Genomic DNA, 22372 nt, shown 5'->3' on the forward strand with positions numbered 1-22372 from the left:
GAACTTCCTGAACCGTCTGTAATTGTTGAACTTCCGTCTCCATTATCTTTTACAGTTACTGATTTTCCGTCAATTCCATTTGTTCCGTTTTTAATTGTAACTGAACTTCCTGATCCATCTGTAATTGTTGAACTTCCGTCTCCATTGTCTTTTATTGTTACTGATTTTCCGTCAACCCCATTTGTTCCATCTTTTCCATTAATACCGTTTTTAACTGTAACTGAACTTCCTGAACCATCTGTAATTGTTGAACTTCCGTCACCATTGTCTTTTATCGTTACTGATTTTCCGTCAACTCCATTTGTTCCGTTTATTCCATTTGTTCCGTTAATACCGTTTTTAACTGTAACTGAACTTCCTGAGCCGTCTGTAATGGTTGAACTTCCATCTCCGTTATCTTTGATGGTTACTGATTTTCCATCAACTCCATTTGTTCCGTTTGTTCCGTTAGTAACATTTTTAACTGTAACAGCATTTCCTGAACCATCTGTAATTGTCAAGCTTCCATCGCCATTGTCTTTTATCGTTACTGATTTCCCATCAACTCCGTCTTTACCATCATCTCCCTTAGGCCCTTTAATATTTCCCGTAGTTACCCAAGTATCTCCTTGCTTAACATAAATATTTCCAGTACTATTATCAACATAAGTATCTCCATCTTTTCCTGAAGCTGAAGTTCCCGGTGCTCCCGTTCCGCCCGTTATTGATTTTCCATCAATTCCATCTTTACCGTTGTCACCTTTTGGACCTTTAATATTTCCCGTAGTTACCCAAGTATCTCCTTGTTTAACATAAACATCTCCTGTACTATAATTAATGTAGCTATCACCGTCTTTTCCTACTGTTGATGCTCCTGGTGCTCCCGTTCCACCGATAATTGATTTTCCATCGACTCCATCTGCTCCATTAGTTCCTTTTGGGCCGGAAATCAAACTAATAGTCACGGCTAAACCAATTTCATTTGTATAGGTAATGGTGCCATTTTTATTATCTACTAATGTCGTAATTGTTTCATTGCCAGAATCAGCAAAACGATGCCATTTATCAATATACCAATAATAGTAACCTGGCAGAATATCATTAATTGTTTGTGTATTAAAAACTAAAAGACTATTTACATTCCCATTAGTAATGGTTACTTTATCTGTTGTACTTGTCAATGCAACCCTTGGTATAAGTATACCTTTATTTGAAGCTACAACATCAAGCTGGCTTGATGCATTAGGTAATTGAGTTCCAATACCTACCTGTGCATGACCCAAAAAACCAAATCCTATTAAAAGGGGTAATAAGTAATAATTTTTCATAAAAAACATTTTAAAAACAATTAATTTTAACAAGAACTAATTCTAATAGATAAAACTTAAAAAATGATTAATTCTCATTCTTTCAAAACATGATTAGCTAAGTTTATTTTTAGATTTGGGATCTTTAAAAAAAACATTTTCAATTGTTACACTCAATCAGTTCGCAAATGTAACTTGCTTAAAATCAAAAATATGTAGTATAAAAAACTAAAGTATGTAGAACTATTTCTACACGATTTTACACAAAAAAATCTCTTTTATCTCTAAAAATTCATCGTTAGGCGATGAAGCATTATCAAAACTTCTATTCATTTATAAACATGCATAATTAGGTTGGTTAAATTTAAAAACCGACCATAATTAAAATGATAAATCTTGAGAGTATCCTCTAAAAGAATGAAGTAATGAAAGTATATGTGTAAATTCTATACCTATAAGAAGAGGTATATTTGTATAGTAAAATATGGCAATTTTTAAACTGCCATATTATAGGACGAAATCGAAGCTAATATTTTAACTGTTTGTTTCGATCGATCTTCAATTATAGCATTAGGTGCTTTCTTTTTTAAACATTCTATACCTTTATCGCGAGAAAATCTATCTTTAAACATTTTACTCACTCCAATAATTTTTCCGTTAAATGCTTTTAAATTAAAATAGGTTTCACTAGTTAATGCTGTTTTTCTAAAAAATTTTACACTGTCCTGCGAATTTTTCTTTACAGACTCAATTCCTTTAATGCACATTAATTTTCTTGTATATCCTCCACTGCTTAGAATAACTTTGTTTTTTTTGTCTATAAAATCAAATTGAAATTCTCCATTTGTATTTTTATTGATTACAAATTTTTCCATTATAAAATTACTTTTTGTGTGTAAATTGATATTAATTTTAGATTCTAAATGATTGTACTTTTAATCATTAAAAATGATTTTAAACGTAGTTCCTTTTCCTACTTGGCTTTCAACAGTAACAGAACCATTCATCGATTCAATTTGGTTTTTTGTTATATATAGTCCAATTCCATTTGCATTTTCGTGCTTATGAAATGTTTTGTACATGCCAAATAACAAATGCCCGTATTTTTTTAGATCGATCCCTAAACCGTTGTCTTTTATAGTCAATACCTTCTTACTGTTTTCAATAAAAAAATTGAACTCAATTATTAAAAACTTATTCGGATTAGCGTATTTGATTGCATTGGTACATAAATTTTGCAAAACACTTTCCAGATATGCTGGATTAAAATTAATTGTAGCATCAGCAGGAATATTATTGATAACCGTAGCATTATTTCGATGACTATAAGCGCTAACAATATCAAGAACCCGACTCAAATATTTATTTAAATTCAAGGGCTCAACAACAATATCTGCATTATTCTGAATATTTATTATTTGCGATAAATCTTCTATCGTTCTATTTAAATCGTTAGAAACAGTTCGCAAATATTTCATCGTTTCGCGTTTCTGAGCAAAATTTTCTTCCAAATCAATCATATCCAGAAGTAGTTTAAAATTTCCTGCGTGCGAGTTTAGATTATGTGATACGATATGAGAAAAATTCAACAACCTATCATTCTCTTCACTATACAATTCCATCTTTCTCATTAGCTCCAACTCTTTTTCTTTTTGAGAAGAAACATCTGTATGAATTCCAATCACTTTTAATGGTTTGCCCTTTGAGTCACGTTCTATAACTTTACCTTTGTTAAGAATCCATTTATACTTTTCATTGGATATCAATACACGATGAAAAATTTCATAGAAAGATGTTTGACCTTCAAAATGATCGTTTAATACTTTAGAATATTTTTCCAAATCATCAGGATGTACAATTTCATTCCAAGATTGAGGGGAATCAAAAGTCCTTACAGATTCAACTTCTAGTATTTTTAGAGATTGTACAGAATAAAAAACTGTATTTTCTTTCATGTCCCACTCCCAAACACCTGAAGTAGATGTTTCAACAGCGAATTTCAAACGTTCTTCTGCAAATTTCAGTTTCAAATCCAAATTTTTCAAGTCAGTTACATCGACAATTTGTCCATAAAAAGAGACTGTATTGTCACTATCTACCTCTCTTTTTGTTGAAATTTTGAACCAACATAATCCTTTGCTTGGTAATTGAACTCTAAAAGTAACATCCCAGTTCTTTCCATTTCTAATACAATCCATCAAAGATTGCTTTACTAAATTTTTATCATCCGAGTGTATCCTATCATATACAGAAAGTATTGTATTCGTAAATATATCATCTTCTAAAATTTCGAACATTTTATATGCTGAAGCTTTTATAAATGGCATATTATAATCATTATCAGCTGAGATCGTTAAAACGAAAAAAGCATCCTGAATTTCATCAAATAATTTAGATTTCAAATTACTAACAGTTTTGTTTTTTTTAGTTTTATAAAAATCGAATTCCATTTTTTCTTGCTTTAATAACATTCAATTATTCCTACACTCAACAACAATCAATTAACACCTAAATAGCAACCCCTTATAACCAATCGAAGGCGACAACCTAGTACTTAGTATTGTCTCTTTAAAATAAAAATTTAACTGATTTAATATTTCTGATCGGATCTTTGCGGTATCTACTAGAACAATATTTTCAAAACCAATTACTATCTCTAAAACTTTCTTATTAAAAGCACAAACAACCAATGGAACTCCATTACCATATACCTTAAAAAAATCAATCAAATCTTCTTCTTCATAAATAACGAGTACCACTACAGAGTAAACCTCTAATTCTTCATTAAGAAATTTAAAATCCTTACAAACATCAAATTCTAATACATCTTGAAACCTGCGTTTTATGTATTTCGAAAAACATTTTTGATTTCCATATATAAGTGCTCTTTTTTTCATCATCTCCCAATTACATTTTACAAACAAACTCTTTTAATGAATTTTAATCTGAACAAGAGTAGCTGACCCTTTTCATAATTAGAAACAAACATATAGTTGTAATAAAAAGGAGAGATTCCAACTAGCATCCTACATAAACTTAGCACAATTGAACCCCCAATTCCACAAGCATTCTCTCTCCTTTATTGCATTATATATTTATTTTATTCTTTAGTTACAAAAGCAATTTTTCGCTGTTGAGACGGCTAGTCTCAAAAAAACTTTGACTCTCTTTATGTAAAATCCAAAAACACAAACAGAAGCCGTCTACAGCAACAAAAAAAAATTCAAAAAACAAAAAATAATGGCTCAGAAAAAGTTCTTGATTCTTAATCTATTTTAGACTTCAAATACATTCCAATTTCCTAACAAGACAAAAATACTTCCAATAAAATCAATAGATTATAGAATAATGGACAACCCGTTGTAGAATTATTTCTACAAGAAATTGGTCTTATTTTTGTTCTTTTTATTTCAAAAAAAAACCAGAGAATTAAAATCTCTGGTTTCTCCTATATTCAATAAAAGTGTTGTTATTGCCTGTAAAGTGACGGTAATTTTAAATCACTGTTATTCATCAAAGTAAAGTTGAAAAAATTTAATTAAATCTGCCAGATTATCGATTTCCAGTTTTTCAAAAATTCGATTTTTATAAGTACTAACAGTTGTCTTTTTAATATTTAATAATTCTAATATTTCTAAGTTTCCATACCCTTTAATCAATAATTGAGCTACTTCAATCTCTCTATTCGATAATAAATCTAGCGGATTAGTTGGTTTTTTTGAAATATATGAATCTAAAATTCGATCCTTAATATTTTGAGTAATATATTTTCCGGTTGAAATCATTGTATTGATCGCTTCCTTCATTTCGTCTTCAGAAGTTTCTTTATTCAAGTATCCAGATGCTCCAGCATTCAAATAACGCATGGCATAAATATTCTCATCGTAAGCCGAGAATATTAATATTTTTATGTCTGGCCGAATAGCTTTTATTTCGGATATAATGTTGATACTATTACCATCAGGAAAATTGACATCCAGAATTAGCATATCAATTTTTTCTTCTCGCAAAATGCTAAATGTATCTTTAAAATTTCCTGCTTTATAAATGGTGGCATTCAAGAACAATTCTTTAATAATCAAAGAAACTCCTTGTCTAACCACACTATGGTCATCTGCTACTAAAAAACTATAGCTATTTGATGATGATTTTGTTTTCATCTACTTTAATTAAAATTATTGCAACACTCGTTTCTAATTTATTATTCAACTAATAAAATACAAAGCTAAATATCCTACTTTGTGTTCTAAACCAAGTTTAATATCAAATTAAATATAATCTTTGTGCCTTTACCCTCTTTACTTTCAACATTAATCTCGCCTCCAAATAATTCAACTATCTCTTTACAAAGATTCAGTCCTAAACCAACACCCACATCATTAACTTTTCCTGAAACAGTTCCTTGATAATACAACTCAAATATATTTTTTAAATCATTTGCCGATATACCAATACCATTATCCTGAATTTCAACTTTTAGGTTTAGTTTTTTATCCGTTCTTTTTTTACCATCAATCGCTATCAATATAAGTCCGTCTTTGGTAAACTTATTGGCATTACCAATAATGTTGTAAAAAAGTTGGTGAATTTTGGCCGCATCTGCCAAAACTTCATAATCTTCTAATAAATTAGATTTAACCTCCAATTTATTTCCTTTGGTCTCTACCAAAGAATTCATCGAAGTAATAATCTGATTTATTTCACTCTTTAGATGAAAGTTCTTGTTTTTTAATTCTGGCGAACGATTCTCATCTTTAGAATATTCTAAAATCTGACTTGATAATAGTAATAGCGAATTTGTTGTAAACTGAATCGATTTAAAAGTTTCTTTTATTTCTTCATCTTTTATCGAAGAGCTAATCATTTTGCTGTAAATAGAAATAATACTCAAAGGAGATCTGATTTCATGACTGATCATTCCCATAATTCTATTTTTAAAACTCAAGCTTTGTCGTATTTGCTCCTGAGCGGTAGTTAATCGTTTTTCATATTCAAACGACATTCTTGTAAAACTGAAAACAATTAATGAAATTATAAACATGATAAGAATCAAAATTGCAATCGTATAATTTCTCGCGATTTTTGTTGCAGCTGCGCTTTCTTTCAATGTTTTTTGCACATTATCCTGAAGCATATTTAGAGTCCTTGTATAATTAGGCATTATTTCAGACTCTAAATTCAGTAGCTCGTTATTAAGCTGTGATAATTTTAAATCTTGCGCATCTAAATCTGCAAATGATTTCTTTAAATTTTTAAATTGATTTTCATAATACTTATTTGTCATCGAAAACAAATTCGCAATTTGATCTTCAATACTTCCTGATACCACCTTATTATTATACTTCATGGTAACAGTAATATTCAACTGTTCCTTTTGTACGTTCATTTTTCCAACAAATGCATCTCCTAACCTCGAAAACAATCCTTTTTTAGATACACTATCTACTTTAATATAAGAATCAGTTTTTATACTGTCTAAAATCTTTTTGTATTCAAATTTGTTAAGTCTGAATAATTTTGAAGCATCATTCTTATTCGGATTGATTCGATTTTCAATTATCGAATCAATATTAGTCTTTAATGCTTGGATATTCGATTCAGATTGATTTTTTTTCATCAAAATCTCCATAAAAGCTTTATTGTCTTTTGTAATTAAACTTAAACTATCAAGCAATCTACTTATATCATTTAATGCAACAGTATATTCCTGCAATGCAACCTGGTCTTTTGCATTAGAGTAATTATTAAATTTTTTTTGAGAATCGATAAACGAATTATTTATTTGACTTGTAAAGTGAGATATTTTATTCAACGAATTCATCGAGTCCAAAGCCTTATTTGCTTCAGATTCGTTTGCAGACTCATTATACCAAATAATGGCAACGATAACTTGCAAAAAAATAACACATGCCAATAAAGTGTAGTGAATAGTTTTTCTATGCTGAAATTTTAGTTTTAAAAACCTAAATTCATTATCCTTAAAATGTTTTCTAATCAAAGTTTATATTTTTAAAATGAAAAATAATGAGTTAAAAAAATCAATAACTCTAATAACTGTTTTAATTAGGTGGCAGAAGTACGATCACAAATAAATGATGTACTACATTTTGAATAAATATAATTTTTTAGATTTTAAATCAAGATCAATGAATTAAAATCTATTGGCGATAAAATAGTATTGATTAAAAAAACCAAGTCGCTTATTATAGAAATAACCGAGCCAAGCGCTTTTAAAATCAACATTTATTATAACGACAAAAAAATATTTAAAAGAGATTTGGGGAGTCTTCTAATTGAATAAATATGTCATAAACAATTTACATATTATAATTCATTTTACAAATATTTATTTGTTTTTATTTTTTAAATAAGTGCAAAAGTACTTTCCTAAGATATATAATAGTGTAGAACATTACACTATTATATGTAGAACTTATTCTACATAATTAAACCTCGATTTTTCTATTTAGAATCAATGAATTTTAATGTCAAAATAAATAATAAAAAGAGCTGCATCTTATGCTTTCAAAAACGCTAAAGTATTGCAATTGTTCATGAAATTCAATTTTAGTTCAATTATACATAACTTGATTTTTTTTTGATTTTTTTGAATAAAAAAATCAAACAACTAAACAACAAGTACTTACATTACAAAATCAATCTAGATTCAAGAGCTAAAAATGCCAAAATTTCTTCTCGTTTTTACTGCCCATTTTTTTCATCAAATATTCTCTTCTAGTTTTGCCCCGAAATTTTAAAATAATACAAAATGAAAAATTTAATGCTTTCGTTAGCTTTTGCTAGTGCAATTACAACTTTAAGTGCTCAAAACAAAATCGAAAAAAAGCCAGTTAGTGAGTTTAACAAATGGTCTATTGAGTTAGCAGGCGGAGTTAATAAACCACAAAGACCAATGTCATCGTCTTATTTTACTTCGACTCCAAGTCCTTATGTTGCAGATTTAGGAGTTCGATACATGTTTAACAACAAGTTTGGTTTAAAAGCTGACTTTGGTTACAACAGTTTTACAGGAAAAAACAATTCTATTGATTTTGATACTAAATATTACAGAGCAGACATTCAGGCTGTGGCAAACTTAGGAAGAATCATGAATTTTGAAACCTGGACAAATACTATTGGTATTTTAGGTCACGCAGGTTTTGGTTTAGCACAATTAGAAGATCAAAACTCTGCAATAAAAGACAGAATGGGTAATTTTATTGCAGGTATTACCGGACAAATTAAATTGACAAACAGATTAGTTTTAACGGGAGACTTTACAACTATCGTTAATGCTAGACAAGATTATACTTTTGATGCTGCAACTGCCAACAACGGTAGAGGTTTTTCAGGAGTTCTTTTTAATGGTACAGTTGGTTTAACAGTTTACTTAGGTAAAAACGAAAAGCATGCTGACTGGGTTATTGATAACGGAAGCGAAATCGATGACTTGAGAAAAAGAATTACAGATATCGAAACATCTATGTTAGATACTGATAAAGATGGTGTTCCAGATTATTTAGACGAAGAGCCAAACACAATTTCTGGTGTAATGGTAAACACAAAAGGAAAATCTATTGACTTAAACAACAATAATGTTCCTGACGAATTAGAAAGCTATTTACTAAAAACTTACGGAAGTAATACAGACAAATCTCCAATTTTAGGAAACAACGAATTGATTAAAAACTTAATCAATGGTGGTTATGTATGTACTTATTTTGATTTCGGAAAATCTACTCCAACAAATGTTTCAACAGAAGGAATCGATTTTATCTTAAATTATTTAAGAAACAATCCAAATGCTTCAGTAGATATTATTGGTCATGCAGATGAAATTGGAAAATCTGCTTACAACGATAAATTAGCAGCTTCTAGAGCAAACAATGTAAAAGATGTTTTAGTAAAAGCTAAAATTAATCCATCACGTTTAAATATTGTTTCGGCAGGCGAAGATACTTCAGTAGAAAAAGATTCAGACGCAGCTAGAAAATTAGTTAGAAAAGTGACTTTTAGAGTAAAATAAGAAAAGTTCTACATATTAAGAATACAAAAGGGAATAGTTTCAATACTATTCCCTTTTTTTTTAATAGTCAATAAAAATATTGTTTAAATTTTGTCAAAACTTTTAACAAATTGTTATTTAAACATCTTTATCAAGACTAAATCTAAATAATTGCATACTTTTGGCGCATTCAATAAACAACCTATATTTTTTAATCTATGCGCTATATTTTACGTTGTTTCCTGGTATTAACTCTACTGGCTAACATAAACGATACTTATGCCCAATCTACGGGTACAGTTTCCGGACAAATAAAACTTGTTGACGGAAGACCATTCGCCTCTGCTCCAATTTCTATTGTCGAATTGAACAAATCTACACTTTCTGACGAAGAAGGCAATTACAGCTTTAAAAATGTTCCTGCTGCAACCTATCATATTATGATACAAGTTTTAGGTGCGCCTGAGCAAATTATTCAGGCAACAGTTGTTGCAGGCCAAATTACCACAGTAGATTACCAATTACCAAAAGAAAACGTAATGGCTTTACAAGAAGTTACAGTTTCTGGAAAAGTAAATAGATTCTCTAAAAAAGAAAGTAAATATGTGGCGCGTTTACCATTAAAAAACCTTGAAAACCCCCAAGTATACAATACCGTTTCAAAAGAACTAATACAAGAACAATCTGCTGTTGATCTTGGAAGCATCGCTAAAAACGTACCCGGCGCAGGTATTCCAATGATTGCCAACCAAGGACGTGTTACATTTCGTTCTCGTGGTTTCTATACAGAACCAAATGCACGAAATGGTGTTGCCGGACAAGCATTCTCTTCTATTGATCCTGTAAATCTAGAGCGTGTAGAGGCAATAAAAGGCCCATCATCGACATTATTTGGTGCAAGTGTAGCTAGTAGTTATGGTGGAGTTTTTAATCGTGTAACTAAAAAACCGTATAACGATTTTGGCGGTGAAGTATCTTACACAGGCGGAAGTTTCAATTTTAATCGTCTTACCGTAGATGTAAACACTCCCGTAAATGAAGATAAAACAGCATTATTCCGATTAAACGGAGCAACAACGCAACAAAAAAGTTTTCAGGACTTGGGTTTTACCAAAAATATAAGCATAGCGCCAAGCTTCTCCTATCAAATTACAGATAAATTATCATTATTACTTGACGTAGAATTTGGTCAGGAAGAAGGAACATCTGTAGTACGTTTTAACCCATATAATAAAAGCAATACCACACGATCAATTGTCGATATTGCATTTCCGTACAAAAGAACATTCATGAGTAATGACTTAGTTTACAATACTCAAATGCTTAATATCTTCGGGCAAATTAATTATAAAATTTCTGAAGAATGGACCTCACAAACTATTTTCTCCAGAGCACGTTCTACAATAGATGGAAACATTACAGCAATTAATGCATTGAGTGATAATACTGCACGTGTACAAGTAATATCAGGAAATACAAACTTTATAGCTACAGATATTCAGCAAAATTTTATTGGTGATTTTAAAATTGGAAGATTTAGAAATCGTATCGTTGCGGGACTAGATTATTACAATAATTACAATGATTTTGACCGACTTACAATCAACACAGATACATTTAATTTTGTAAATCCTCCGGCAAACTCAGGAACCAATTTACAAATCGTAAACTCACTTGCACAAGCAGGAAAAGGAACTTTACGAAAAGAAAAAAATAGAGATAATACATACGCTGCCTATTTTTCGGATGTATTTAATTTTACAGACAGATTTTTGGTAATGGCAAGTTTACGTGTAGATCGTTACGAATACTTAGGCGTTTATAACATTGCAACAGGTACAACTGCTGGCGGACTTGGGGCTAACGGAACGTCGGCAGGCCCTTATAACCAAACTTCATTATCACAAAAACTTGGTGCTGTTTATGAATTAAGCAAAGATCATTTATCATTGTTTACCAATTATATGAATGGCTTTCTTAATAAAAGCGGACAAGCACTTGACGGAACTGCATTTAAACCAGAACATGCCAATCAGTTTGAAGTTGGTTTAAAAGGAGATGTATTTAACCATAGACTTGTAGGAACTGTAAGTTATTATGATATACAAGTTGCAAATTCTTTGCGCCAAGATCCTAATGATACCAACTATTCTATACAAGATGGTACACAACGAAGCAAAGGTTTTGAAGCCGAAGTAACAGCAAATCCATTTTCAGGATTCAATTTAGTAGCCGGATATGCATATAATGATAGCAAATACACAAAAGCAGATGCTACTGTAAATGGTCTTCGCCCTGCCCTTTCCGGCCCGGCAACAACTGTAAATTTATGGTTGAGTTACCGAATTCCCGAAGGTAAATTTCAAGGATTAGGTGCAGGTTTTGGTGGTAATTATGGTACAATGTCATACGTTATCAATACACAAACCACTAAAGTTACCATTCCTGAATATACAATGCTAGACGCTGCACTTTACTACGATCAGCCTAAATACAGAATAAGTTTTAAAGTAAATAACCTAACCAGCGAAAAAGCTTGGAATGTGAGACTTACACCTCAGGCTCCTGCTCAATTTTTGGGAAGCTTTGCGCTAAAGTTTTAATACTATGCTAAAACTTAAAACACAAGTACATTGTAATAAATTAAAATAAACTAAACGGTTGTCTTTACAGGCAACCTTTTAGTTTTTTAATGAGAACTGGAAATTCCAATTTTTACATCAATATAAAAGAAGAATCATTATGAAAAATAAATTGTTATTCAAGATTTTGATTACAGTCTGCCTGTTTTTTTCCTGCTCCAAAATATTCGCAAGCGCCTATTGGATAGATGTAAAAGGTTCTGGCAAAGTTAACGAACCCATAAATATAGAATTATGTTACGGCAGTATGGGCGAATACGGCGTTCGACACAGAGATTATGGTAAAGAACTTCAACTTGCGGGAGATTTTCAAATGCGAATTATTGACGCAAAAGGCAACGAACAAAAACTAGAATTCATACTTCAAAAAGATTCTTGGTTGGCCGTTTTTATTCCAAAAAAATGAAGGTCAATATCGCATCATCGGAATTAACGATAAACATCCGGTTGTAGATCGCTCCGCTACAGGTGGCGAAAACGTTTTGCCTATCGATTATATAACGGCCGTTTACAATGTAGGTAACTCAATAATAGATCAAAGTAAACCTATTCAAAAACTTGATATTTTAGCAGTTAATAAAAATAAAAAGATAATTGTAAAAGCTTTTTTTAATGGAAAACCTTCAAAATCAGGAACAAAAATTCGTGTTTTTAACCCCGAAAACTGGGAAAAAGAACTCATTCTAAATAAAGATGGTGAAGCAGTATTTTATCCTACAATGAAAGGTCTTTACATCATTAGACAAGATTGGGTAGAACCTGTTTCCGGAGCATACAAAAATATTAATTATACCAGTAAACGTCATCGTTGCAATTATTATTTATTGTATCAATAGTTTATACATTTATAATGTAGACAATAAATTATTAATGATCAAAACGCTTAAAACATATTCCTTTTCAGAGAAAATGTTTTAAGCGTTTTTTTCTTTTTCTACAGAGATCTTCGATAACGTTATAGCTAATTCAGAATTTTAAATATAAATTTTACACTTAAAAAACTATCGCCCTAAAGCCTTAAATGAGGACTGTAAATGATATAATGTTTCGTCATTTTTCTTTAACTTAGCACAGTAAATCTTAAAACATAAGATTATACATACTTTGTTTTTCTGCAAAGAACTGACCGAAAAAGCATTACTGTTTTTTCTCTTACTTTTTTGGAAAAGGCATTTTTCTAATAATTTTAGTTAATTGAAAACTATGAACAAATTTGATTTTGGAATTGTTGGGCTCGGTGTAATGGGCCGTAACTTACTTTTGAATATTGCAAGCCATAATTTTGCGGCAGCAGGTTTAGATTTAGATACTGAAAAAGTCAATTCTCTTCAACAAGAAGCAGATGCTGACCACACAATTGAGGCTACAACAGATGTTAAACATTTTGTAGCCCTTATACAACAACCAAGAGCTATAATGTTGCTAGTTCCTGCCGGAAAACCGGTAGATAGCGCAATAGCAAGTTTACTTCCTCACTTAGATAAGGGAGATATTATAATCGATGGTGGAAATACTTATTTTACCGATACAGACAGACGATTTTTAGAACTATCTGATAAAGGAATTCATTTCTTTGGGATGGGAATTTCTGGTGGAGAAAAAGGAGCAAGATTTGGTCCTGCAATGATGCCGGGTGGAGATCAAAAAGCATACGAAAGACTTCGTCCAATTTTTGAAGCCATTGCTGCAAAAGTAGATGGAGAACCTTGCGTTGAATATTTAGGAAACGGATCTGCCGGTAACTATGTAAAAATGGTTCACAACGGAATCGAATACGGAATTATGCAACTGATTTCTGAAATTTATGACCTAATGAAAAGAGGTTATAATTTGGATGAAGAAACCATTCAGAAAACTTTTGAAGAATGGAACCAAACGCATGATCTTAAATCCTATTTGATCGAAATAACCGGAAACATCTTAAAACAAAAAGACGAAGACGGAAGCCCATTAATCAATAAAATTTCGGATTGGGCAAAATCGAAAGGAACAGGAAAATGGACTTCGCAAAACGCAATGGATTTGCAAGTACCTATTCCAACAATCGATGCGGCAGTTTTTATGCGCGATATGTCTAAAACAAAACCGGAAAGAATTGAAGCTGCCAAAAATTTAGTTTGGAACGCTCCAAAAACTGATATTGATACAAACGAAGTAATTGCAGCGTTAAAATCTGCGTTATACTTTTCTATCGTTGTAACTTATGCGCAAGGACTAGCGCAACTTCACACCGCTTCAAAAGAATACAATTACGGATTAAATCTCGAAACTGTTGCCAAAATCTGGCGCGGCGGATGTATTATTCGTGCAAACATTCTAGAAGATTTTAGAAAAGCATATGTTACAAAATCAGATTTGCCAAACTTACTTTTAGATGCTGGAATCGCTTCAAAATTAACCGATAATCAAGCAGGAATGAGAGCCGTTATTCAATTTGCTGTACAAAAAGGATTACCAGTAGCAGGCCTAATGAATTCATTGGCTTATTTTGATGCCTACAGATCAGAAAACCTTCCAACAAATCTAATTCAGGCACAACGTGACTATTTTGGAGCACATACCTACGAACGTATAGACGCCACAGGTGTTTTCCATACACAATGGTCTGAATAAGAAAATTTAAGCAACACAACTACAAAAATGAGTAAGTTCAAAAATATAAATCCAACAATCATTGTTATTTTTGGGGGAACCGGAGACCTGGCAAAGAGAAAGCTCTTTCCTGCATTTCAAAATCTGTATCTTGATGGTCGTATGTCCAAAAAGTTTCAGATTATCGCCTTAGGAAGAGCCGAAAAAAGCGATGACGAATTTCGCAGCTATGTACTAGAAAATCTGGAAACCTTTTCAAGAAAAAAAGGTCTTTCTGATCCGGAAACTCAAAAGTTTCTTTCTCACATAACATATCATAGTCTTGATATCGATAAAGAAGAATCGTATCAAAGTTTAAACGACAAGATAAATGATATTGATGAAACGTTTGGAGAACGTGCAAATCGTCTTTTTTACCTTTCCATTACTCCATCATTCATAACTACAATCTCTAACAATATCAATAAAATTGGTCTTGCAGCAAATGCAAAACAAGATCGTATTATTATAGAAAAACCTTTTGGTTACGATAAAACTTCTGCAATTGCACTTAATGAAATGCTTTCGCAAACTTTTAAAGAAGAACAAATTTACAGAATCGATCACTATTTAGGTAAAGAAACCGTTCAGAACATACTGGCTTTCCGTTTTGGTAATTCGATGTTTGAACCCTTATGGAGTCGTAACTTTATCGATTTTGTTCAAATAACAGTCGCAGAAGAAGTTGGTGTTGAAGAACGCGGCGGATTCTACGAAGGCGTAGGTGCATTAAAAGATATGATTCAGAACCATTTACTTCAAATTTTATGCATGACCGCTATGGAAGCGCCAGCATCATTAGAAGCAGATGATATTCGAAACCGTAAGGCAGATGTTTTAAAATCTATTCGCCGTATTAAACCAGACGAAGTAGATCATTATGTTGTAAGAGGACAATACGACGCAGGTTTTATAAAAGGAAATCCCGTTCATGGATATCGTCAGGATAAAGGAATTGCACCAGATTCTAATACAGAAACATATGTGGCAATGAAAATTTATCTGGATAACTGGAGATGGCAAGGAATTCCGTTTTACCTGCGCACAGGAAAGCGAATGGAAGAAAAGCAATCTTCGATCATTATACAATTTAAACCCGTTCCGCATTCTGCATTTTCTTACGGAAAACAAGGTATGACGCCAAACAGATTGATTATCAATATTCAGCCTGCAATGGATATCAAACTGCAATTTATGACCAAGAAACCTGGATTGTCGCTTTCGCTAAGACCAGCAGAAATGGTTTTTGATTATTTTGCGTGTTCTACAATGTCGCCGGAAGCTTACGAAACATTAATCGCCGATGCTTTGGCGGGAGATCCTACCCTATTCATGCGTTGGGATCAGGTAGAACAAGCGTGGGATGCAATAGACACCATTCAGCAAGTTTGGAAAACTACTGCGCCAACCAATTTTCCTAATTATAAAGCAGGAAGCTGGGGCCCGGAAGAAGCTGATGAATTATTGGCACGACAAGGACATGCCTGGATTCAAAACTCACAAAGTAATATAAAAGAAGAAATTTTAGATGATACAGATATACAATAATACAGAAGAAATTAACACTAAAGCGGCAGATCTTTTTGTATCCGAGGCACAAAAAGCAATTGCCGAAAAAGGTCAATTCTCTGCTGTACTCACAGGAGGCTCATCTCCTGCTGGGATTTACAAATTATTAGCTTCTGACGATTATAAAAATAAAATAGACTGGAGTAAAGTTTTTATATTTTGGGGAGATGAACGATGGGTTCCTTTAAATGATGATCTTAGCAATGCAAAAATGTCTTATGCAACTTTACTAAGCCACGTTCCTATTCCTGCAGAAAATATTTTTGAAATGTATGCAGATGGCGTTGAGCCAGAAGATTATGCTGTAACTTACGAAAAGGCTATTAAAAAAGTCTTAGGTGATGAAGGCAAATTTGACCTTATCTTATTAGGTATGGGAGACGACGGACACACCGCTTCACTTTTTCCAGGGCAAGCAGTTTTAGAAGAACAAAACAAATGGGTTGACGCTTATTACCTTGAACCTCAAAAAATGTATCGCATTACGCTTACTGCTCCGTTAATAAACAAAGCAAACAAAATTGTTGTAATCGCTTTTGGAGACAAAAAAGCACCTGCATTAAAAGAAGTAACAACCGGAGCATACAATCCTGCACTTTATCCAATGCAGTTGATTAAACCCGTTTCTGGAGAATTACTATTTCTTGTAGACAAAAGTGCTGCCGGAACCAATTAAGAAATCATTCTTTTACGATATAAAGAGTTTACACCAAAAATGTAAACTCTTTTTTTTTGCAAAATTTTCTAAATGAATAATAATTCTCATTACTAGAAAAACACCATGATTACTATCGTAAAATAAATAATATTTTATTAATTTTAAACACACAATTAATTGATACACAAATACTTAATTTTAGTTTAAAATAATATCATAAAAGTATGGCGAAAATTAATAACTCCGAATTTCAAGTCTTAGGCAATAATCAAAATGCACTTTTTTTACTAAAAGTATCACGTGGAGAAGGAATGCTTTTATTAGCAATGAATTGGAAAAATGAGAACCTTCCAATAGATTTTGTTGGTTTTTCAATTGAGTACAAAGAGCCCCATGGCGACAAATTTTTCGCCCTAAAAAATCGTCTCTCGTTCCTGGATAAAAATGGCAAACCTAGTCCTGTCAGTATCTCATCACTTCAGGCTCCGTTTCAAATGTTTAGATGGGTTCACTTCCCTAGAAATGCTAATTTAAAAGGTAAATTCACTTATATGGTAAAACCTGTTTTTATGAACATTAATGATGAACTGAGTTATGGCGAAAATCAAACTGTTGAAATTGCATTGAATAGAGAAACTTACCCTGATCAATTAAATGTATCTTTTACTCGTGGTTTTGTATCCTCACAGGCGTTTGTTGATAAATACGAAAAAGACGGTGGTATTGCCTCGCTCTTACCTCCAAAAGCAGCTCTGGGACTTGATTTTAAGCCTACACATCCAAAATCTGATGAAGCACTTTCCTGGATGGGATTTGAGGCTGTAAAAGAAATCCTGGATCTTCTAGATGAAGCCGATAAAGATAAAAGTGCAAAGATTATGGTAGTTGCTTACGACTTAAACCATCCCGAAATTGTAAAAAGACTTGTAAAACTTGGCAATCGCTTAAAAGTTATTATTGACAATAGCGGTGATCATGGCGAGGAGCATTCAAGCGAAACAAAAGCAGCAAAACAATTACAAGAATCTACTGGTGGAAATGTAAAAAGGCATCATATGAATCAACTTCAACATAATAAAACCATTATTGTGAAAGGTGCTAAAGTCAATGCTGCCATTTGTGGTTCTACCAATTTTTCTTGGAGAGGGTTTTATGTTCAATCCAATAATGCCATTATAGTTCGAGGAGAAAAAACAATTCAACCTTTCTTAGATGCTTTTAATAATTATTGGAAATATGATGATACAAAGAATTTCGGACAAACAAAATCAGCAGAATGGTCTGATTTACAATTAGCCGGAATCGATGCAAAAGTATCTTTTTCACCACACGCTTCTAAAAATGCACTCTTAGATAAAATTGCAAAAGATATGAGTCACGCAAATTCCAGCGTTTTCTATTCACTCGCCTTTTTATTCTCTGTGCAAGGTTCAATACGAGAAACGGTTAAGAAGCTGACCGAAGATGACAAGATTTTCGTTTATGGGGTTTCCGATAAAAAAGTTGGAGGATTAGATTTACTTAAACCAGATGGTAATCTCGCGCCCGTTTTTCCATCTGAATTATCAAAAAATCTTCCGGAACCTTTTAAATCAGAACCAAGCGGAGGATTTGGAGCAAGAATGCATCATAAGTTTATTGTCATAGATTTTGACAAACCAACTGCGAGAGTTTATTTAGGTTCTTATAATTTTTCAGGAACAGCTGACACTAAAAATGGCGAAAATCTATTATTAATTCGAGATCGAAAAATTGCCGTCTCATATATGATCGAGGCTTTAAGAATTTTTGATCATTATCACTTTAGAGTCCTTCAAAAAGAATCTAAAAAAGATGGAAAACCTTTATGTCTCGCGAAACCGCCCAAAATAGCTACTGAAAAAACTTGGTGGGAAAGATATTATACAGATCCAAAAAAAATTAGAGATCGTAAATTATTCTCGTAATACAAGTGTAGAATTTGTAAACTTTCTTTAGTATTAAATTCAAAAAAAACTTTATAGATCTTTAATAAAATAAAATGTAAGTTGCTATTTTTCAAAAAATTAACTATATTTATTCCCCCTCTTTAATAAGTCTTTTCCTGACCTAAACTAATTTGCCAACCAAAATCTAAACAAAATATGAACTGGTTCTACAATTTAACGGTAAAGAGATTTAAAGAAAAATTTTCTAATACGAATTCTAATGAGGAAGGTTCTGCCAATTTAGAAAAAGGGAAACGACTCTTTCTGTCCAATCAATTTCAAGAAGCTTTATTACATTTAGACCATGCGATTAACTCAGGCTTTGATAACGATGCTTATGTAATACGAGGAAATTGTCTTCAGAAACTAGATTATCATTATCATGCGATTGAAGATTTTGATAAAGCAATAGAAATTGATCCGTTACAATTCTCAATTTACTACAATAGAGCCATTTCTAAAAAAGCAATCTTAGATTTTACGGGGCAAATCGAAGATCTTCATAATGCGATTTATTATTATAAGAAGAATACAAACATCGAAAATCACTTTTTAAAAACCTTTGAAACAGATTTGCTAGCTGCCAGAATGAATATCGAAGGTTTACAACAAAACATGCACGAAGTACGCAAAGCTGCATCTTTTGAAATAAAATCCTTAATTAAAGATTCTTTATATCTTATTAAAAAAGTTAAACTTAGAAACGCTAAAAGTTATGACAAAAATTAAAAAAGGTTCCTGATAAAAAATTACCAGAAACCTTAAAAAAAAATAAAAAAACATCTCATTGTTAGAAACTGTATCCTAAAGCAAGATTAAATCTAGTTCCGTTTCCTCTTGTATAATTGGCGTTTGTACCATAAAACTGAGAAGTTGTAGGATAATAATCTGTATTGAATATATTTTCTATTCCAAGTTTTACTCTAATACGCTCTGTAACTTTATAAGCTGTAGCCAAATTCCATAAATCAAAAGAATGAATAGGTCCTTCGCCAATTGCATAAGCACCTTTTGCATTAGGCTGAAAAAGATCACGATCACCAACATACATCCAATACAATTCGACATTTAATCTTTTATTGCCAAATTTTGCATAAGCCGTCATTTTTACCGGCGGGATTCTATTTGATTTTAGATAAATATCGTTAGGTCCATAAAAATTTCCGTCAGAATCTTTATCACCTCTACCTTGCACATACGCGTAGTTTCCTCCTACCGTCAATTGCTTTAAAATTTGATAATCTGCCTGAACTTCGTAACCCCAAACACGTTCCGGTAAACGCTCTGCTACTGAAAAACCATCAACCTGAATCATATTAGTTCCTAATTTTGAAGTACTAAAATAATACGCAGCACTCAAATTAAATTTCCCTAATTGACTACTAAAACCTCCTTCATAATTATTTACGATAATAGGCTTTGTTTGAAGTTTTGATATCGCATCTTCTTTAGCAGCTGTAAGAACTCTACCAAGATCAAAAATCGAGAATGATTGCGAGAAACTTACAAATGGATTAAAAAACTTAAATCTAGAATATCTAATTCCAGTGTTAAAAACAAAAGCATCATAACTAAGATCACCACCTTTTACTGCAATACTTCCGCCTCCATTTGTTCCTGTGGCGATCGTATTATAATCATCAATATTTATCTTGATATTTTCGGCACGTAGACCTGCTTTTACATTCCAGTCACCAAAAATTCTAGTTGAAACTTGTGCGTATGGTGCCAAATTGACCATATTAATATTTGGAACCCAAACACGTCCGTCGACTAATTTCTGATTTGTTTTATCGTTCAGTAAATCAAAACCATAAATAACATCTCCGGAAAAGTTTGAAGATATTGTAAATGGTGAATTTAAATAAACTCTAAAACCTTTCTTTGTAGATGCTGTTTGCGATTGTCCTCCGCCATAGAAAAAAGCCGAGTTCGAAAATATAGTTAAAAAATCCTGAAAGTATAAATTTGCTGTTAATGACGTATTCCCAAAAAATTGTTTATTCACATATTGCAAATTTGCATTATGATTATACTTTGTGCCTTCGTCAACTCCAGGTCTATTTCCCAAAATTCCAATTGCGGGAGTTACGCCGTAAACACCATTTTTAAGAATATAATCTGAATCCTGATTTGAACTGAAATAATTGTACATCAATTCAATTCTTTGTTTATCCGTTAAATCGTAACCAACTTTTGTAAAAATATTGTAAGTTTTAGTTTCTCCTAGACCATATTCTGGCGAAATAACCTCACCTTCACCATCACGAAAAACACCAGTTTTCTCATAAGTACCGCCAACGATATAATTAAATTTATTTATTTTTCCGTAAAATTGTTGGTTAAATCGATATCCTGCAGTACTATCACCTTTTACATTACCTGTAGTTCCTGCCTCGCTGTATCCTGCAAACTTCTTTTGAGTTTTACCAGACTTCGTTATGTAGTTAATAAGTCCTCCATCGGCGCCATTTCCATAAATAGCAGTTGCGCCCTTAATCACTTCAATTCGTTCAATTACCGAAGGGTCGATAGAACGCATTTCTCTTCCCGCAGATTTTAATGGAGTCGATTGCGGAATCCCGTCAATAAGAACCAAAGGATTTCTTCCACGAAGCGTTTGACCATAATTACCCGTATTGTTGGTTGCAGATCCTAAACCCGGAACTGCATAGGCCAAAATATTTGCAATGTTTGGACTAACTATTGATAAATCTTCAATATCCTTAGAATTAATAACCGTTACTGATGATGGAGTCTTAGACAACGTTTCGACTTTTCGACTTGCCGAAACAATGATCTCATCAAGCTGAGCACCACTTCCGTCAGAAGCTGCATTTGTAGATTTTGATTGGGGTTGATTTGAAGTTTTAAACTGAAGATTAACAGTTGCCGTTTCATTGTTTACAACAGTAATTTGTTGTTCTATTGTTTCATATCCGTCTAGAGAAGCTTGAATTACATATATATTCTCTACAACTTTATTAAATTTAAAATTACCATTATTATTTGTAATGATTTTATAGTCCGAGTTTTTTAAAACAATTAGAACTCCAGAAACAGGTTTTCCGTCAGAAGCTGTTATTTCTCCCCTTATCTTTCCACTGTTTTGCGCAAAAGAAGAAACTATTGAAAACAAAAAACTAATAACAACTAAAAACTTTGACCTTCGTAAACTTATATATTTCATTGATTTTGGAATTGGTTGGTTGATTTAATTTTTATTTAGAATTAATAAAAACAATGCAAAAATAAAAATTAATATTCGTTTAACAAGTAATATTTGTACTTATTCATCTACTGCCTTAATTCTCAAGTTTTAGCTATTACCCTATTCTGTTATTACTATACCTTTTGTGGGTAGATTTTGTAAATATTGTCTGATATTTTTACTAGATGGCTTTCGTACTTGTTAGCCTATTATACACAAACTTAACTTCACTCAAACCAATACTTCACTATGGCACATTTCTCAGAGCAGGTACATATTACCATCAATAGTTTTACTCAAAACGTTATTTATTACGATTTAAAGCTGTCACAAAAAATGGCAGATCATCATCATTTTTCGTTTGTTTGGCAATATACCGGTAAAGCCGTTATAAAACCCGAAG

15 protein-coding genes and 1 pseudogene are annotated in these 22372 nt (G+C 32.1%); 9 read left to right on the plus strand and 7 right to left on the minus strand.

The window, feature by feature from the left end:
• From IW18_RS21455 to IW18_RS21480, 6 genes and pseudogenes are all read right to left on the minus strand, one after another.
• A pseudogene (locus tag IW18_RS21455) lies at positions 1–1307 on the minus strand (hypothetical protein); the annotation flags it as partial.
• 473 nt (positions 1308–1780) lie between these two features.
• Entirely contained in the window at positions 1781–2161 is a 381-nt protein-coding gene (locus IW18_RS21460; RefSeq protein ID WP_041520256.1) for a YegP family protein, read from the minus strand.
• Positions 2162–2221: 60 nt separating this feature from the next.
• Positions 2222–3688 carry a PAS domain-containing sensor histidine kinase gene (locus IW18_RS21465; RefSeq protein ID WP_240475590.1) on the minus strand — a complete coding sequence of 489 codons (1467 nt, stop codon included), beginning with the start codon at positions 3686–3688 and terminating at the stop codon, positions 2222–2224.
• Between the two features lie 99 nt (positions 3689–3787).
• Positions 3788–4186, minus strand: a complete 399-nt coding sequence (locus IW18_RS21470) for a hypothetical protein (protein WP_041520257.1) — start codon at positions 4184–4186, stop codon at positions 3788–3790.
• 606 nt (positions 4187–4792) lie between these two features.
• Positions 4793–5446 carry a response regulator transcription factor gene (locus IW18_RS21475; protein ID WP_052480267.1) on the minus strand — a complete coding sequence of 218 codons (654 nt, stop codon included), beginning with the start codon at positions 5444–5446 and terminating at the stop codon, positions 4793–4795.
• 86 nt (positions 5447–5532) lie between these two features.
• Complete coding sequence (locus IW18_RS21480) at positions 5533–7284, minus strand: ATP-binding protein (RefSeq protein ID WP_041520258.1); 1752 nt, start codon at positions 7282–7284, stop codon at positions 5533–5535.
• 771 nt (positions 7285–8055) lie between these two features.
• Here IW18_RS21480 and IW18_RS21485 point away from each other — a divergent pair.
• The 9 genes from IW18_RS21485 to IW18_RS21525 all read left to right on the plus strand — a co-directional run bounded on the left by IW18_RS21485 (position 8056) and on the right by IW18_RS21525 (position 19487).
• Complete coding sequence (locus IW18_RS21485; RefSeq protein WP_041520259.1) at positions 8056–9312, plus strand: OmpA family protein; 1257 nt, start codon at positions 8056–8058, stop codon at positions 9310–9312.
• 197 nt (positions 9313–9509) lie between these two features.
• The gene (locus tag IW18_RS21490; RefSeq protein WP_041520260.1) at positions 9510–11894 is read left to right on the plus strand and encodes a TonB-dependent receptor; all 2385 of its coding nucleotides are present in this window, start codon (positions 9510–9512) and stop codon (positions 11892–11894) included.
• Between the two features lie 139 nt (positions 11895–12033).
• Positions 12034–12339 carry a hypothetical protein gene (locus tag IW18_RS21495; protein ID WP_041520261.1) on the plus strand — a complete coding sequence of 102 codons (306 nt, stop codon included), beginning with the start codon at positions 12034–12036 and terminating at the stop codon, positions 12337–12339.
• Between the two features lie 76 nt (positions 12340–12415).
• Entirely contained in the window at positions 12416–12769 is a 354-nt protein-coding gene (locus IW18_RS21500) for a hypothetical protein (protein WP_041520262.1), read from the plus strand.
• A 367-nt stretch (positions 12770–13136) separates the two neighbouring features.
• Positions 13137–14546 carry an NADP-dependent phosphogluconate dehydrogenase gene (gndA, locus tag IW18_RS21505; RefSeq protein ID WP_041520263.1) on the plus strand — a complete coding sequence of 470 codons (1410 nt, stop codon included), beginning with the start codon at positions 13137–13139 and terminating at the stop codon, positions 14544–14546.
• A gap of 27 nt (positions 14547–14573) precedes the next feature.
• Positions 14574–16112, plus strand: coding sequence for a glucose-6-phosphate dehydrogenase (gene zwf / locus IW18_RS21510; protein WP_041520264.1), 1539 nt, complete (start codon positions 14574–14576; stop codon positions 16110–16112).
• Positions 16093–16809 (plus strand): 6-phosphogluconolactonase, encoded by a 717-nt coding sequence (pgl, locus tag IW18_RS21515; protein WP_041520265.1) that lies wholly within the window; start codon positions 16093–16095, stop codon positions 16807–16809. The genes zwf and pgl overlap by 20 nt, the downstream gene beginning before the upstream one ends.
• A gap of 206 nt (positions 16810–17015) precedes the next feature.
• On the plus strand, positions 17016–18737 hold the full coding sequence (locus IW18_RS21520) for a phospholipase D-like domain-containing protein (RefSeq protein ID WP_041520266.1): 1722 nt from the start codon (positions 17016–17018) through the stop codon (positions 18735–18737).
• 177 nt (positions 18738–18914) lie between these two features.
• Positions 18915–19487 carry a tetratricopeptide repeat protein gene (locus IW18_RS21525; RefSeq protein WP_041520267.1) on the plus strand — a complete coding sequence of 191 codons (573 nt, stop codon included), beginning with the start codon at positions 18915–18917 and terminating at the stop codon, positions 19485–19487.
• A 61-nt stretch (positions 19488–19548) separates the two neighbouring features.
• Here IW18_RS21525 and IW18_RS21530 read toward each other — a convergent pair whose 3' ends face one another.
• Positions 19549–21948: a TonB-dependent receptor gene (locus IW18_RS21530; protein ID WP_041520268.1), complete on the minus strand. Its 2400-nt coding sequence runs from the start codon at positions 21946–21948 to the stop codon at positions 19549–19551.
• Between the last annotated feature and the right edge of the window lie 424 nt (positions 21949–22372).

Origin of the sequence: Flavobacterium hibernum (assembly GCF_000832125.1) — a bacterium.
Classification (GTDB): domain Bacteria; phylum Bacteroidota; class Bacteroidia; order Flavobacteriales; family Flavobacteriaceae; genus Flavobacterium; species Flavobacterium hibernum.